At 60.7% G+C, this 15,807-nt stretch carries 12 protein-coding genes and 1 pseudogene; 10 read left to right on the forward strand and 3 right to left on the reverse strand.

Annotated elements, in window-relative coordinates; translation table 11 throughout:
* On the reverse strand, window positions 1-205 hold a 205-nt coding region (locus tag EN984_RS03840), incomplete at its 3' end, for an iron-containing alcohol dehydrogenase (protein WP_127383635.1).
* Window positions 206-381: 176 nt separating this feature from the next.
* On the opposite strand from EN984_RS03840, the gene EN984_RS03845 reads away from it, so the two are divergent.
* From EN984_RS03845 to EN984_RS03900, 10 genes are all read left to right on the forward strand, one after another.
* On the forward strand, window positions 382-1,083 hold the full coding sequence (locus EN984_RS03845) for a GntR family transcriptional regulator (RefSeq protein ID WP_127267874.1): 702 nt from the start codon (window positions 382-384) through the stop codon (window positions 1,081-1,083).
* 11 nt (window positions 1,084-1,094) lie between these two features.
* Window positions 1,095-2,687: a sugar ABC transporter ATP-binding protein gene (locus EN984_RS03850; protein WP_127267873.1), complete on the forward strand. Its 1,593-nt coding sequence runs from the start codon at window positions 1,095-1,097 to the stop codon at window positions 2,685-2,687.
* The gene (locus tag EN984_RS03855) at window positions 2,684-3,673 is read left to right on the forward strand and encodes an ABC transporter permease (RefSeq protein ID WP_236383218.1); all 990 of its coding nucleotides are present in this window, start codon (window positions 2,684-2,686) and stop codon (window positions 3,671-3,673) included. Before EN984_RS03850 ends, EN984_RS03855 begins: the two co-directional genes overlap by 4 nt.
* A gap of 54 nt (window positions 3,674-3,727) precedes the next feature.
* A complete protein-coding gene (locus EN984_RS03860) occupies window positions 3,728-4,678 on the forward strand; it encodes a substrate-binding domain-containing protein (protein ID WP_127267871.1) in 951 nt (316 codons plus the stop codon).
* A gap of 72 nt (window positions 4,679-4,750) precedes the next feature.
* Window positions 4,751-5,344 carry a DJ-1/PfpI family protein gene (locus EN984_RS03865; protein ID WP_013533129.1) on the forward strand — a complete coding sequence of 198 codons (594 nt, stop codon included), beginning with the start codon at window positions 4,751-4,753 and terminating at the stop codon, window positions 5,342-5,344.
* 1,323 nt (window positions 5,345-6,667) lie between these two features.
* Window positions 6,668-9,361, forward strand: coding sequence for an AMP-binding protein (locus EN984_RS03880; RefSeq protein ID WP_306663764.1), 2,694 nt, complete (start codon window positions 6,668-6,670; stop codon window positions 9,359-9,361).
* Window positions 9,358-10,341, forward strand: coding sequence for an NAD(+) synthase (gene nadE, locus EN984_RS03885; protein WP_256754971.1), 984 nt, complete (start codon window positions 9,358-9,360; stop codon window positions 10,339-10,341). The genes EN984_RS03880 and nadE overlap by 4 nt, the downstream gene beginning before the upstream one ends.
* Before the next feature lie 3 nt (window positions 10,342-10,344).
* A complete protein-coding gene (asnB, locus tag EN984_RS03890) occupies window positions 10,345-12,366 on the forward strand; it encodes an asparagine synthase (glutamine-hydrolyzing) (protein ID WP_127267488.1) in 2,022 nt (673 codons plus the stop codon).
* Complete coding sequence (locus EN984_RS03895; protein ID WP_164748773.1) at window positions 12,363-13,916, forward strand: AMP-binding protein; 1,554 nt, start codon at window positions 12,363-12,365, stop codon at window positions 13,914-13,916. The genes asnB and EN984_RS03895 overlap by 4 nt, the downstream gene beginning before the upstream one ends.
* Window positions 13,917-13,955: 39 nt before the next feature.
* The gene (locus tag EN984_RS03900; RefSeq protein ID WP_027036262.1) at window positions 13,956-14,222 is read left to right on the forward strand and encodes an acyl carrier protein; all 267 of its coding nucleotides are present in this window, start codon (window positions 13,956-13,958) and stop codon (window positions 14,220-14,222) included.
* Window positions 14,223-14,279: 57 nt separating this feature from the next.
* Here the strand turns inward: EN984_RS03900 and EN984_RS03905 are convergent, their stop codons facing one another.
* Complete coding sequence (locus EN984_RS03905; protein ID WP_127267487.1) at window positions 14,280-14,972, reverse strand: class I SAM-dependent methyltransferase; 693 nt, start codon at window positions 14,970-14,972, stop codon at window positions 14,280-14,282.
* A gap of 110 nt (window positions 14,973-15,082) precedes the next feature.
* Window positions 15,083-15,807, reverse strand: a pseudogene (locus EN984_RS03910) (sugar ABC transporter substrate-binding protein); the annotation flags it as partial.

The following is a 15,807-nucleotide window of genomic DNA, read 5'->3' on the forward strand; positions in this document are numbered from 1 at the left end:
GAACATGATCATGCACCAGAACCTCGATCGAGGCTGACTGAAGGGACTTGATGATGTCGGCGAATACCATTGTGCCCGCGAAACGCTCATCGGTGCAGACCAGCGCGCGTCGGCCGAACCGGGCGGCGACCGTCGGCAGCACATGGCGCTGCCCTTTCCCGAACAGGATTTCACGCGGCAACCGCAGGGCGGCGAAGAGGGTCATGATCGGTCCTTTGACGGCGGCTGACTGGAAACGGAGGCATTGAACTGGGCTTGGATCGGACGGTCTAAGAGCGTGTCTCTCGCCCCTACAAAATATCCGCTTTAAAATCGTATAGGATATAGGATTGCATCGACGGAACCATCGTGTTAGCAGTCCTCACTGTCAAGAGGCAAAATATGCAGACCGCAAACTTACCCGACCCAAGCGACGCCACCATTGGAGCTGGTCGCATCCAGCGCGCCAACAGTCTCGTCGAAGATGTCTATGAAGCCATCTTCGCGCAGTTGATGGCGCTGAAAATCCCGCCAGGCTCACGCATTACAGTCGATAGCCTGGTCAAGGAATTCAACGTCTCGCACACGCCGATCCGCGAAGCCCTTGGCCGGCTCGAAGGCGAAGGCCTCGTGCTCAAGACGCATTTGATCGGTTATCGTGCCGCACCCCAGATCACCCGGCGCCGTTTCGACGAATTGTACGAAATGCGTCTGCTGCTCGAACCGCACGGCGCCGCGAAGGCCGCCGCAATGATGGACGAGGCCAAGTTCAATGTGTTGCTCGAAGCCGCCGGCGTGATGTCACGCCGCGAAGGCAAGGATGATCGCGTACGCTATTCGAACTTCGCCAGGCAGGATGCGATCTTCCACGACAAGATCTTGGAGTTTTCTCAAAACGAACTCATCCGCGAGACGTTGAGCCACCAGCACACGCACTTCCACATCTTCCGCCTGATGTTTCATGCACGTGTGACCGAAGAGGCACTTGACGAACACGAGGCGATTCTTGCCGCGTTCGGCTCTGCCGATCCCGATGCCGCCGCAAAGGCGATGCGCATCCATATAGAGCACTCGCGCGATCGCCTGCTCCCGGCATTCGATTGAGGTCGGAACGGATGTCCATTGCCGCGAATATCGCCGGGGAGGGCGGGAGCACGTTGTCCAGCAATGCGCATGGTTCGCTCGAACCGGTGCTGCGCGCCCAGCAATTGTCCAAGCAATACGGCCCGGTGACGGTGTTGTCGGACATCACCCTAGACGTCCTGCCCGGTGAGATCCACGCCATCATTGGCGAGAACGGTGCCGGCAAGTCGACGTTGATGCGGCTGCTGTCCGGCTATGTCGAGCCAAGCCACGGCACATTGTCGATGAACGGACATGCGGTGAAATTTGCCAAGCCCAGCCAGGCACAGGATGCCGGTATCGCTTTGGTTCACCAGGAGATCCTGCTCGCCGAGGGGCTCACGGTCACCGACAATCTGTTTCTCGGGCGAGAGCTTTCGCGTGGCCTTGTCGTGGATGACCGCACCATGCGCCGGCTGGCGGCCGAGAAACTGGAGCAGATCGGCTGCGCGGTCTCGCCAAGGGCACTGGTGCGCGACGTCTCGCTGGCAGACCGGCAGATGGTGCAGATCGCTCGCGCTCTGCTTGACGACTATAAATTGGTTATCTTCGACGAGCCGACCGCCGTTCTGACCGGTGGCGAGGTCGAGCGCCTGCTGGAGATCGTCCTGCGACTGAAGGCTCACGGCATCGCCGTGCTGTATATCAGCCACCGGTTGGACGAGGTGCAACGGGTGGCCGACAAGGTGACCGTTCTGCGCGACGGCAAGATGGTCGGCATCTATCCCGGCAAGACGCTGAGCCAGATGGATATGGCGCGGCTGATGGTCGGTCGCGAACTGGCCGCACTCTATCCTGAAAGGACCGCAGCGCCTTCGGATGTACCGATGCTGAGCGTGAGGAACGCCTCCGTTCCCGGCTATGCGGAGGACGTGTCGTTCACGGTCCACAAAGGCGAGATCCTCGGGTTCGCCGGCATGGTCGGCGCTGGCCGAACCGAACTCTTCGAGGGCATTATCGGCCTGCGCCCGGCGGCCGCCAAGGTCGAACTTGAGGGCAAGTCGATCCATTTCCAATCGCCGCGCGCGGCGATCGACGCCGGCGTCGGTTACCTGACCGAGGATCGCAAGGGCAAGGGACTGCTGCTGCAGGAGCGCTTGGCGCCTAACCTGACGCTGTCGGCGCTCGGTGTGTTCCATCCCGGCCTCTCGATGGGTCGGCGCCGCGAAGCGGAGGCCCTGGAACAGGCCGTGGAGGCATATGACATCAGGCTGAAGAGCCTCGGCGCCAAAGCGGGCCAGCTTTCCGGGGGCAATCAGCAGAAGCTGCTGCTGGCGAAGGTGCTGCTGACCGATCCTTCGGTGGTCATTATCGACGAGCCCACGCGTGGCATCGACATCGCCAACAAGGCGCAGATCTATGCCTTCATCCAGGAGCTTGTGGCGAAGGGCAAGGCCTGCATCGTCATCTCTTCGGAGATGCAGGAATTGATCGGCATCTGCGACCGCATCCTGGTGATGCGCGAAGGCCGCATCACCGGCGAGGTCAGCGGCGCCGAAATGACCGAAAGCAACGTGGCGGTACTGGCGACCAGTGGCCCCAAGCCAGGGCCAAAAGCCAAGGGAGGCACAGAATGGCTGTCATGACCGAATCCGCACCCGGGCGTCGCGCCCTGGATCTCAATGTCAGTTGGACCGACGTCGGACCCTTCCTTGCGCTGGCGGCCCTCCTGGTCGTGGGTTACCTCATCAACCCCGATTTCCTGTCCGCCACCAATCTCGCCAACGTCATCACTCGCAGCGCCTTCATCGCCATTATCGCGGTCGGCGCGACATTTGTGATCTCGTCCGGCGGGCTCGATCTTTCCGTCGGCTCGATGGCCGCCTTCATCACCGGCATCACCATCATGTTCATGAACACGGTGGCGCCGCATGCCGGTATCTGGGCTATTCCCGCCGGCATGGCGGTGGCGATCCTGGTCGGCCTGCTGTGCGGGCTTGCCAACGGCCTCATCGTCACGGTCGGCAGGATCGAACCGTTTATCGCAACGCTGGGCACGATGGGGATTTTCCGGGCGCTGATAACCTATCTGACCGACGGCGGCACGATACCAATCGACCGATCGCTGCGCGAGGCCTACCGGCCTGTCTATTTCGGCACGGTTGCCGGCATCCCGGTTCCAATCCTCATATCCATCGCCGTCGCCGCGGTCGCATCCTTCATCCTGTACAAGATGAAATACGGCCGCAAATGCGCGGCGGTCGGCGCCAATGAGGATGTCGCCCGTTATTCCGGCATCTCGGTGATCAGGACACGGACCGTCGCCTATATCGTCCAGGGTGTCTGCGTGGCCATTGCCGCGATCTGCTACGTGCCGCGCCTGGGCGCCGCAACGCCGACGACCGGACAGCTTTGGGAACTGCAGGTCATCACCGCAGTGGTAATCGGCGGCACCGCGCTGCGCGGCGGCAAGGGCCATGTGTGGGGAACAGTCGCCGGCGCCGTCATCCTGGAGCTCATCGCCAACCTCATGGTGCTGTCGGACTTCGTCTCCGAATACCTCGTCGCCGCTGTTCAGGGCGTCATCATCATCATCGCCATGCTCATCCAGCGGTTTTCGAATTCGAAATAGCGCCGCGTCCGGACCACGCGGATCAACGTTCTTGTAGGTCCAAGGGAGAAGACAATGTTCAGTAGAAAATGGATTGCGGCGGCGACACTTGGCGCGCTGCTGCTGGCCGGCCAGGCCATGGCGCAAGACACGAAGGTCATCGCGGTGTCGATACCGGCAGCCGACCACGGTTGGACGGCGGGCATCGTCTATCACGCACAAGCGGCGGCCAAGGAAATCAATGCCGCGTTCCCGAACGTCGAAGTGGTCGTGAAGACGTCGCCGTCCGCGGCGGAGCAGGTCAGCGCGCTTGAGGACCTGTCGGCCAGCCGCAAGCTGGACGCTTTGGTGATCCTGCCTTACAGCTCGGAAGAGCTGACTCAGCCGGTCAAGGCTATCAAGGACATGGGCACGTTCATCACCGTCGTCGATCGCGGTCTGACTGACGCCTCCGTCCAGGATCTTTACCTCGCCGGCGACAATATCGCGGTTGGCACCAACACAGCCAAGTTCATGATCGACAAGCTCGGCGGCAAGGGCGACGTCGTTGTGCTGCGCGGCATTCCGACCGTCATCGACGACGAGCGCATCAAGGGCTTCCAGGACACGATCAAGGGTACGAACCTGAAAGTCCTCGACATCCAGTACGCGCATTGGAACAGCGACGAGGCCTTCAAGCTGATGCAGGACTATTTGGCCAAGTACCCGCATATCGATGCGGTCTGGGCCAATGACGACGACATGCTGCTTGGCGTGCTCGAGGCGGTCAAGCAATCGGGCCGGACCGATATCAAGCTGGCGCTCGGTGGCAACGGCATGAAGGACATCGTCAAGAAGGTGATCGACGGCGACGCCATGACGCCGGTCGAGACGCCATATCCGCCGTCGATGATCAAGACCGCGATCTACATGACCGTCGCCAACCTGATCGGCCAGGCACCCGTCCGTGGCACCGTCAAGCTCGACGCGCCGTTGATCACCCAAGCCAACGCCAAGGAATACTATTTCCCTGACTCGCCATTCTAACCCTATCCGATTTCACCGAAAGGCAGGGCGCGGTCTGCGCCTTGCCTAGCTCAAACACTGAGAGGAAGAGCCATGCCAGGCAAAAAGATACTGATGCTGACCGGTGAGTTCACCGAAGAATACGAAATCTTTGTCTATCAGCAAGCCATGGAAGCCGTCGGCCACACCATCCACGTGGTATGCCCGGACAAGAACGCCGGAGATCTGATCAAGACCTCGCTGCACGACTTCGAGGGCGACCAGACCTACACCGAAAAGCTCGGCCACTATGCGCTGATCAACAAGACTTTCTCGGAAGCTGAGAGGCAGCTCGATCAATATCATGCCGTCTACTGCGCGGGCGGCCGCGGCCCGGAATACATCCGCACCGACAAGCGCGTGCAGGCGATCGTGCGCCATTTCCACGAGGCCAAGAAGCCGATCTTCACCATCTGCCACGGTGTGCAGATCCTGATCGCTGTCGACGGCGTGGTGCGTGGCAAGAAGGTCGCAGCACTCGGCGCCTGCGAGCCTGAAGTGACACTGGCGGGTGGCACCTATATCGACCTGTCGCCGACCGAGGCCTATGTGGACGGGACAATGGTTTCTGCCAAAGGCTGGACGGCGCTTGCTGCGTTCATCCGCGAATGTTTGAAGGTGCTGGGAACGGAAATCCGCCACGCGTAAGCTTCTGGAACCGACGCATTCCCCAAGGGATGCGTCGGTTCTCTTCAATAGCGCCTCCATATCCATATCAATTCGGTCGGGATCGCGGCTGTCGAGCGCACCGGTATAGGCGAGATGCTCAAGGAGTGCCGCCTGGTTGCGCTGCTTTCGTCCTTCTTGTGCTGGCGCGCGGCGCTGTTTCGGCGTCCGGATTAGAGGTCGTGTCGTCGACCGTGCGGCCCGTCGTCGCCCCAAGCGATCACGCTCGGTGCCGAGGTCCGGTGACAAGTTCCCACAAAACCTTCTGACGACCGTTCGATCGGCGCTCAGGCGCGACGTCACCATGAAAGCGGGATGCGCCTGAGTTCAGGCCTGCGTCAGTCAAGCTGGCATCGCGGGCAAATGGTCTCCCGGCGTCCGGGTTGGTCATCGGCCTGACGAAAAGAACGGCGTCTAGGAACGATTCCGGCCGGCTGCCGTTGCCTAACATTAGATATCTCTTATGGAAGTTGCGAAAATGCCGCTGTGTCAGAATCTATGCCCTCTTGAAATGACGTTCAAATGCCCGCGTTGCGGATTGGCTTTGCTGAAACCCGGGCGCTGGTTTCAGGTTGCATCCAAATATCGCTGCGAGGGGTGTCACAGCGAAATCCGGATTACTTATCCCGACAAGATTGCACTGTTCCAGAAGTATGCGGCGCAGCGCGAGGGTCCACCTCCGCCAAAGTATAGCTCAGTCCTGACCAAGTCATTCAGCGGCTAGGCCATGGTCCTGCCAGGGCGGCGGGGCGACTGAACGCTGACTGCCGGCGGCAGGGTTGCCTATTGCATGGAACGAAATCCGTTCCCTGCGGTTGGAAGGTCATGCCTCCAGCTACACGCAATTGAACCGGCCATGCCCTGCAGTCAGGAGCAGTGATGCAAACATACCTGGTAGAGCAAATGGAAGGGGACGACGTGGTTGCGGCGAGTAATGTCAATGCGTCCAGCCCGTTCACGGCGGCGACTATATCAACAGGACGCCAGGTTACCCTGAGGACATGGGAAAACAACTGGGTTCGTGTCACGGATGAGCTTGGAGGGGAAGTATTCGCATACTGCTTCGTTTCAGGCACTGGCGAAGCGGACCGCAGCGCACAGCCCGACACTTCGGTAAGGTAGCACAGCCGAGCGAGCGCAGGCTGGCATGCTCAACTTCGAACGATTTAAGCGATCAAGACCGCCTCGCGCATCATCCGAATGATTGATGAAAAGATCATGCCGCGGGGCGATAAGCGGCAACAATCCTAGCGTGGGGCCCTTATGTCTCTGGCGCATTTAGAATCTTCGAGGGCGATTCAAACGGTGCAGACTGACTACCAAGCGGTGGTCTCTTGTCGATGGTCAAAAGTTCCCGATCATGCTCTTGACGAGGGCGGGCCCGTTCTACGTCTGCATCAACGGATGGGAACTGGCTTCGTCGATATTCCGGTCTTTGATCACCTGAGGGAAATCGCCGGGCGTTATTCCGAAAAATTAGCCGCCAGCGACGGCACCAACCGACTGACCTATTCCGAGCTTTTTCGGGCGGTCGAGGCCTTGGCCAGCCGGATTGAAGCCGTCGTCCCCGACGGAAATGCGGTTGGAATACTTCAGGCCAACTCGGTCTGGTACACCGTTGCGATGCTGGCCAGCATGGCATCCGGTCGACCGTCGGTGCCGCTTAACGTGCGAGATCCGGACTCGCGCATCAACGAAATCGTCGCCGACGCGAGGCTCTCCGCCATAATTGGCGACAAAGGCCTCCACGGCCTTGATCTGCCCCAGCACGTTGCCCGGATCGAGATAGCGCAATCGTTGCAGGCAACGCTTCGTCCAGCTGGACACCGTACCGTTTCTGTCGATGCACCGGCAATCGTGCTTTATACCTCCGGCAGCACGGGCCGCCCCAAGGGAATTGTCAACAGCCAGCGGAGCTTGCTGTGCCGGGTGCAGCAATATGTCGACGCGTGCCACATCAATGCGCAGGATGTTTTCTTGCCCATGACCGGCCCGGCAACCATCGCCGGTTGTCGGGAAATACTTGCCGCTCTTCTTACGGGTGCTACGTTGCAGCTTGTGGAGGTCGAAGCCGTCGGCCTACGCGCGGTTCGCGGCCGCATGCAATCGGAAGGCGTGACGATCACCTATCTGGTGCCGGCATTGCTTCGCGCTCTCCTGGCGGATGAGCCCGCGGACGCCTTTGGTTCACTCAGGGTTGCCCGAATTGGAGGCGAGAAGGTGTCCTCGACCGACATCCGCCTGGTGCGCAAGGCTGTCCCGCCAACTTGCCTGGTGCAGATCGGCTATTCATCGACGGAAACGACTGGATCGCAGTGGTTCTTGCCGCACGATTGGCCGGAATTCGATTCCTCAGCTCCCGTCGGTTGGCTGCTTCCGGGTATCAGCTTCGCAGTGGTCGATGAAGAGGGTTACCCGGTTCAGCCCGGCAAGATCGGAGAACTGTTGATCAGAAGCCCGTATGTCGCACTCGGATATTGGGAAAATGGGGCAGTCGTTCCGTTTGAAATAGATCCCGACGACCAGACGCTTCGTATCTTTGCGACGGGCGATCTTGTGCAAATTGGGAGTGATGGCCTGTTGCGGATCATCGGTCGCAAAGGGCGCCAGATAAAGGTCAATGGGCGGCGCGTTGAGCCGGCCGAACTCGAACGGGTTCTGCGTGGCGCGCCGTCGGTGAAGGATGCCGTGGTTATCGTCACCCCGGCGAATGAACTGGTTGCGTTCGCCGTCCCGCACGGCGGGGCGGGAGCCAGTTTTTGCGACGAGCTGCGCCAACTTGCCAGGACAAAATTGCCGCCGGCGCTTTGCCCGCTGCGGCTCCATGCAAGCGCCGAGATACCGCGACTGGCCAGCGGAAAGATCGATATGGCAATGCTGGCTGCAATCGACCTTTCGGTTCGGGAAACAACGCCCCCACCGCAAATCCCCCATGCGGGAAATGAAGTTCCGGCTCATCAGATCGTACGGCGTGCCTGGACCAAGGTCCTCAAGACGCGGGTCGCCCTGGGCTGCTGGGATGAAGCGGGGGGAGATTCGCTGAAGCTGCTGCATTGCGTGATGGAAATCGAAAGCGCGATCGGGCAGGAGCTCGGATTGGAAGCCTTCACGGTTGGAATGAGCTTCGATGAGATGGTTGCAGCGGTCATTTCCGCTCAAGGAGGCGGCGAGCACGCGCCTGCCTGGAAACACGAGCCTCCACTGCTTTTCCTTTTCCCCGGTTCGGTCGGCTATGGTCCGAGCCTTGCTTCGTTCGCATCGGCAATAAGCAAGGTCGCCAGGGTGTCTCCCATCAGATATCCGGCCCTGGGCATGATCCTGCAAGGTCAGAACACTGTCGCCGCAATGGTCGAAGCTGCAATCGATCATATCAACCGCGTGCAGCCTACCGGCTGTGTTCGCCTGCTTGGCCACTCGCTCGGAGGAGCGGTCGCTTTTGAGGTTGCCGCGCGTCTGCTTGATCAAGGGCGAGCGGTAGCGTTCACGGGCATTCTGGATACCAGTCTGGTTGGCGAGCGCAGCAAGCGTTGGGAGACCATTACCCGGACATTTCACCGGATCCGAACCAATCGTATATCGGCTAGTCGGGTGGCGTGCCGCGCGCTTGCCAAGGTCGCGGTCAAAATGCACTGCGAATCCCGGCTTGCCAGCTTCCTCGACCGCTATGCCGAGGGTCAGTTCAACCCGACGAGCTTCAGAACCAAACTGGAACTGCAGGAGGTTCTGCGGGCGCGCGCCTTCTTCCGATGGCTGGCAGAACCCAGGCCGATACTGCCGATCACCGGCACCTTGTTCCGTTGCGCGCGGCCCGGAATGCCGCTTGCACTCGGGTGGGACCGGGCATTCGTCCATCTGGACGTCATTCCGATCGCCGGCACTCACATCGACATGGTCGTGGAGCCCCATCTGACCATCAATCGCCCGCTCATCGAAAACGCTGTGACCGAGACCTACTCTTCAGTCGAGTCACGCCAACAGGAGGCAGTGTCATCGACCTGATCGGGGAATTCAGCAGCGATGTGTTGGCGCTCGATGCCCGGCTGGAGATCGATCGCATCGTCGAGACTTTGCGCGAGCAGGTTCTCGGCACACAACGGCGTCGCGGAGTGGTCGTCGGGCTCTCCGGAGGCATCGACAGTTCGGTCGTCGCAACGCTGTGCGCACGGGCGTTCGGGAAGGACAAGGTGCTCGGCCTGTTCATGCCGGAGCGCCATTCGTCAGGCGACTCGTTGAGGCTTGGCCGCAGTGTCGCCGGGCAGCTTGGCATCGACACAATCCTTGAAGATATCGAGCCGGCGCTTGAAGGCATCGGCGCATACGCCCGACAGATCGAGGCCATCCGAACTGCCGTCCCTGGATATGGCGAAGGCTGGAAATGCAAGCTGGTCATGGCATCGGTGCTGGAGAGCAGCGGCCTCAATATCACGCGCCTTACGGTCGAGGATCCGCACGGAAAGATCGACACCGTGCGTCTGTCGCCGGCGGCTTACCTGCAGATCGTCGCTGCCACCAACTACAAGCAGCGGGTTCGCAAGATGACCGAGTATTATCATGCGGACCGCCTCAACTATGCAGTGGCAGGCACGCCAAACCGGCTCGAATATGACCAGGGCTTCTTCGTCAAACAGGGCGACGGCATCGCCGATGTGATGCCTATCGTCCATCTCTACAAGACCCAGGTTTACCAGCTGGCGGAGTATCTCGGTATTGACAATGAGGTCCGAACAAGGCCGCCGACCACGGACACGTTTTCCATGGCGCAAACCCAGGAGGAGTTCTACTTCGCTTTGCCCTATCAGTTGATGGATTTGTGCCTCTATGGCATGAATCACGGAATTTCGGCCGGCGTGGTTGCCGCCGCCGCTGGCCTCACCGCCGAGCAGGTCGAGAAGGTCTATAAGGATATCGTCAGCAAACGCCGCGCCGCCCGCTATCTTCACGCACGGCCGCAGCTGCCCGCTGCGATGGACAGGGATTGACCCATGTGCGGCATCGCCGGAATTGTGGCGCTGAACGCGGCTGCGGAGCCTCCTTCACGAGCCGCGCTTCTACGAATGGCAGCCGCGCTCTCCCATCGAGGTCCGGACGAAAGCGGCCTTTACCGCGACAGGCGAGCGGGGCTGGCGCATACCCGCCTGTCGGTCATCGATCTCTCGACCGGACAGCAGCCTCTCGCCGACACAGGCAATACCACCTGGATCGTCTTCAACGGCGAGATCTTCAATTACGTCGAGCTGCGTGACCAACTCATAGCCCTGGGACATCGTTTCCGCACCCGCAGCGATACGGAGGTCGTCGTGCATGCCTACCGCGCCTGGGGTGTGGGCGCGTTCGAGCGGCTGAACGGGCAATGGGCACTCGCCATTTGGGACTCGCTGATAGGCCGCCTCGTCCTGTCGCGCGATCGGTTCGGCATCTGCCCGCTGCATTTGTGCGAACACGCTGGCCGCCTGCATTTCGCCAGCGAAGTTAAGGCCATCTTCGCAGCCGACCCGGCGATACCGCGGGCCTTCGATCCGGCGGGGGTCGACCAGACTTTCACGCTGTGGACGGTCGTACCGCCGCAAGGCGTATTTCAGGGGATACAGGAACTTACCCCCGGCCATGTCCGCATCTATGACAATGGCAGCGTTCGTGAGCACGCTTTCTGGAAACCTTGCTATCCCGAGAGCGAGGACCTGGCCCATGGCACCTTCAGGGGCTCGCTGGAGGATGCGGTGGACGAAGTGCGCGGCGCCTTGCAGGCCGCGACGGCGCTTAGAATGGTCAAGGCGGACGTGCCGGTCGGCTGCTACCTTTCCGGCGGGCTCGACAGCTCACTTGTCGCCATGCTCGGGAGGCGCTTCGCCGGCGCGCCGCTCCAGACTTTCTCGTTGCGTTTTGCTGACGCCGAATATGATGAAACCCGTTACCAGCGGCTGGTTGCCGGTGCGAGCGGCGGCGAGCACCACGAGGTGATGGTTTCGCGCGGTGACATCGCCGACATCTTCCCGGATGTGATCCGTCATGCCGAGCGTCCGATTCTCAGGACCGCGCCGGCGCCGTTGTTCCTTCTCTCGAGGCTGGTGCGCGAACATGGCATCAAGGTCGTGCTGACCGGCGAGGGGGCCGACGAGATGTTCGCCGGCTACGACCTGTTCCGTGAAGGCAAGGTCCGCCGCTTCTGGGGGCGGCAGCCCGCATCCGCCCGACGCGCGCGACTGCTGGAACGCCTCTACCCCTATCTGAGCCGCTCGCCGGTCAAGCAGCAGGCGATGGCGCGCCAGTTCTTCGGACACGGTATCCATGCATTTGGCGCGCCCGGCTTCGCGCATGACACCCGCTGGCGCACCACCAGCGCCATCAAACGGCTGTTCTCGGCCGACATGCATGCCGAAGCGGCGCGCCACGACGCAGTGGCGGACCTGCTCTGCCGTCTGCCCGAAGAGTTTCCACGATGGGGTCCTCTCGCGCAGGACCAGTATCTTGAGATCAGGACGCTGATGTCGGGCTACCTGCTCTCCTCTCAGGGTGACAGGATGCTGATGGCCCACTCCGTCGAGGGGCGCTTCCCGTTCCTGGACGACAGGCTCGTGACCTTGGCGAATTCGCTACCGGCCGACTACAAGCTGCGCATTCTGGATGAGAAACACGTGCTGAAGCGTGTGGCGAAATCGATCGTCCCCGCGGAAGTCGTGGCCCGCAAGAAGCAGCCCTACCGGGCGCCCAACGCACTTTGCTTCATGGGCGATAGCGCACCCGCCTATGTCCGCGAAGCACTCTCTGAGACTGCCCTGCGCGCGGCGAATGTCTTTGATCCGAACTCGGTCGCGCGCCTGCTGGGCAAATGCGCTGCCAAGACCGGCGATGGCGATCTGTCCAACTCGGACAATATGGCGTTGGTCGGCGTGCTGTCGACGCAGCTCCTCCATCAGCAGTTTGTCGCAAGCCGTCCATCAAGCGGGCGTGCGGTCGACCTCAGGATAGATGTCGATCGCCTGCACAGGGAAGAGGTGCTGGTATGATGCATGGCGCCGTCCCTCTGCTGCACGACTACCTCAGCCATTCGGCCGGCCGGCTCGGCGACAAGGTGGCGCTGGTGTGCGGCGGGCACCGGCTCGCCTATGATGAGCTTGAGACACGTTCCAACGCGGTCGCCCATCATCTCGTCACGTCCGGGGTCGCCCCCGGTGACCGCGTCATGATCTTCGCCGACAACACCGTCGAGACCGTGGTCAGCTTCTGGGCGGTTCTCAAGGCGAGCGCCGTCGTGTGCGTCGTCAATCCGCTCACCAAGAGCGACAAGCTGGGGTATTTGCTCAACGATTGCCTGCCGGCGGCATTGATCACCGACAAACATTTGCAGCCGATCTTTACTGAACCGGCGCGTAACTGTCCGTCGCTGCGGCGGCTCATCGTCTCCGGTTCGGTGGACGTCGCCGAGCTCCGGGGATTGCCGCATGCCGTGCGCTGGGATGAGGCGGCTGCCGGCCACGGCAAAGCGCCGGCCCGCCGCCGCATCGATATCGATCTCGCAGCCATCATCTACACGTCGGGCTCGACCGGCGAACCCAAAGGCGTGATGCTGACGCACAGGAACATGATGGCAGCCTGCACGTCGATTGCCTCGTACCTCGAACTTGGCGAAGACGATGTGATCCTCAATGTCTTGCCCCTGGCCTTCGACTACGGCCTCTATCAGATGATAATGGCATTCCGTACCGGGGCGCGCTTGGTCCTCGAGCGCTCGTTTGCCTTCCCCGCACAGATACTTGCGATCATCGAAAGGGAGAGAGTTACAGGCTTTCCCGGCGTGCCAACCATCTTTGCCGCGCTGTCGGATCTCAAGACGCTGAAGGCAGATGATTTTGCAAGCATAAGGTATGTCACGAACACTGCCGCGGCACTGCCGCTCAAGCACATTCGCCTGCTCCAGGAACTGTTTGCCGATGCTCGCATCTATTCGATGTACGGCCTGACCGAATGCAAACGCTGCACTTATCTTCCGCCGGAAGATCTTGCGCGAAAACCGTTGAGCGTGGGGATCGCCATCCCGAACACCGAAATGTGGATTGTCGATGAGGATGACCGAAGGGTCGGTCCCAATGTCGTCGGCCAGCTGGTCATTCGCGGGGCAACGGTCATGAAGGGCTACTGGGGTAAGCCGGAGGCTACCGCGAGGAAGCTCAAGCCTGGCCCTTTGCCCGGCGAGCAGGTTCTGTACACCGGCGACTACTGCCGAATGGACGAGGAAGGGTACCTCTATTTTGTCGGCCGCAGCGATGAGATCATAAAATCGCGGGGAGAAAAGGTAGCGCCCAGGGAAGTCGAAAACGTGCTGATGGAAATCCCGGGAGTACGGGAAGCCGCGGTCGTTGGAGTTCCCGACGACCTGCTAGGGCAAGCAGTGAAAGCGTTTGTCGTCATGGAGCAAGGAACGATCATGGGCGAAAAGCAGCTGCGGATGGAATGTCAGAAGCGGCTGGAAAACTTCATGATTCCGAAGTCCATCCAGATTGTGTCCAGTCTACCGATGACGGACACGGGCAAGCTCAAGAAAATAGCGCTTTCATAAAGCGACACCTGGAAATCATTTGGATCGGAGGCCAATTCAATGCTGAGCACGAACAACAGAATTGACACCTACAGCGATCAGATACGCGCCTTTCTGGCGTCAAATTTCTACGTGGCCGACCCGCGTGCCCTGGAGGTTGAAACGTCGTTGCTCGACCAGGGCATCATAGACTCGACTGGAGTGCTTGAAGTTATCGGCTTCGTCGAGGAGACATTCGGCATCACTGTCGAGGACAGTGAACTTCTGCCTGAGAATTTCGATTCCATCCAGGGAATTGCACGTTACGTGCTCAGCAAGGAAAACTGATCGCTGGGCCGCTTTAAGGGCGTCCTCCCAACCGAGCGCGCAAACCAATGGCGCGGCTCACGCTGGCGCTTTGGCCCGTGCACAAACCACCCTGGCTTCACCGGCTTTGTTTGCAACCGCGCGAATGCTCTCGTAGGCTTTGGAACGCTCAACCAAACTCATGACCTGCCGGTCCTGGCCAAGCCCGACCTCGAAAAGCAGCATGCCACCTTGCCGCAGATAGCGCCGCGCCTCCTTGATCACCCGCATGTGAATGCTCAGGCCGTAAGGCCCGGCAGCGAACGCCTCACGTGGTTCAAGTTCCATCAGGTGCGCGCGGTCGTTTTCGAGCCGCTTCTCGGAGATGTAAGGCGGGTTGCAAACGACCAGATCGATCGTGCCTTCGAGCTCCAGACCCGAGAAGGAATTGAACAGGTCGCCCTGCAGCACCGAAATGCGCCCGGCCAGGCCAAGATGGGCGACATTCCGGCAGGTGGTTTCGACACAGCTGTCAGTGAGATCGCTCGCCCAGACGCGCGCGGTGGGGACCTTGTATCCAATGGCGCAGGCGAGATTGCCCGCCCCGCAGCACATGTCCACGACACGCGGGACCGGCCGATTAAGTTCACGAAGCACATTGAGGGCGGTGCTGCCGAGCAATTCCGTCTCCGGGCGAGGGACGAGCACGCCGGGCGCCACAACCAAATTCAGCCCCATGAAGTCGGTACGGCCCGTGCTGTAGGCGCTGGCGACATCCATTTCACCAATCACGACAAACCCGCTTTCTGGATTTTTCCATTTTGATTTCTCGACGCCCCGTCTTCATGCCGTGAGGCGAGGCATTAGCCACCGTCGTTCCCGGGTCGGTTCACGTCGCGCAACTACTGGATCGCCGCGCTCTGCAGGTCGCTGCTGAACCTCACCTCGATGGTGTCTCCAGGCGCGACCTCAGTGTCCTGGTCGACCGGTCGACTTCTCGACGCGTCGCCGGCTCCACCGGTTATTGTGATCCGCGCCTGGAAGGTTTCGCCGGCGACCGGCAGCGGAAGAGCGGACGCCCCTGATGGCTGAAGCTTCTGGCTGGCTGCGTGGAGCCTTGCAGTGGTCTCGGCGAGGCGAAGGTCGGTGTCCCTCAACTCGTTCAGAAGGCCGATCCTTCGTTGATTTTCATTGCGTTCCTGCTGCCTGACGAAGTCTTCCTGCTGGCGCCGCGTTCTCATGAGTTCGACCGAGGTCTCGAGCGCCCGGCTCGACGACATCAGCACCGCACGTCTGACATCGGCGAGCCTGCTGTTGGTCAGGTTGCCCGATTCGAACGATTTGGTGACCCGCGCCAGATCGTCCTCATCCTGTTTCACCGCTGCCGCTTCCGTCTGCTCGCGCTTGAGCAGAACCTCGACCTCAGCCTCGGCATCCTTGGCGGTCTTGTCGAGATAGCTTTGCTCCTGTTGAAAATTGTTCAGCGAAATTCTGAGACCCTCCGCTTCCGCCTGCGCGACCGCCGATATCAATACATTCGACAGGGGCGAGCCCTGCGGCGGCTGCATGTCAAATTCTGCCTGGTTCTGAAGTTCGGCGCGGATGCGGGCGCCATGAAAGTAGTCCC

This window comes from Mesorhizobium sp. M7A.F.Ca.CA.004.12.1.1 (assembly GCF_003997835.1).
GTDB lineage: Bacteria > Pseudomonadota > Alphaproteobacteria > Rhizobiales > Rhizobiaceae > Mesorhizobium.

What these genes read in the sequence shown, in the direction of transcription:
- EN984_RS03860 (WP_127267871.1), top strand. Translation starts at nt 3,728, where the DNA reads ATGTTCAGTAGAAAATGGATTGCGGCGGCGACACTTGGCGCGCTGCTG.
- EN984_RS03865 (WP_013533129.1), top strand. Translation starts at nt 4,751, where the DNA reads ATGCCAGGCAAAAAGATACTGATGCTGACCGGTGAGTTCACCGAAGAA.
- asnB (WP_127267488.1), top strand. Translation starts at nt 10,345, where the DNA reads ATGTGCGGCATCGCCGGAATTGTGGCGCTGAACGCGGCTGCGGAGCCT.
- EN984_RS03895 (WP_164748773.1), top strand. Translation starts at nt 12,363, where the DNA reads ATGATGCATGGCGCCGTCCCTCTGCTGCACGACTACCTCAGCCATTCG.
- EN984_RS03850 (WP_127267873.1), top strand. Translation starts at nt 1,095, where the DNA reads ATGTCCATTGCCGCGAATATCGCCGGGGAGGGCGGGAGCACGTTGTCC.
- EN984_RS03900 (WP_027036262.1), top strand. Translation starts at nt 13,956, where the DNA reads ATGCTGAGCACGAACAACAGAATTGACACCTACAGCGATCAGATACGC.
- EN984_RS03845 (WP_127267874.1), top strand. Translation starts at nt 382, where the DNA reads ATGCAGACCGCAAACTTACCCGACCCAAGCGACGCCACCATTGGAGCT.
- EN984_RS03855 (WP_236383218.1), top strand. Translation starts at nt 2,684, where the DNA reads ATGACCGAATCCGCACCCGGGCGTCGCGCCCTGGATCTCAATGTCAGT.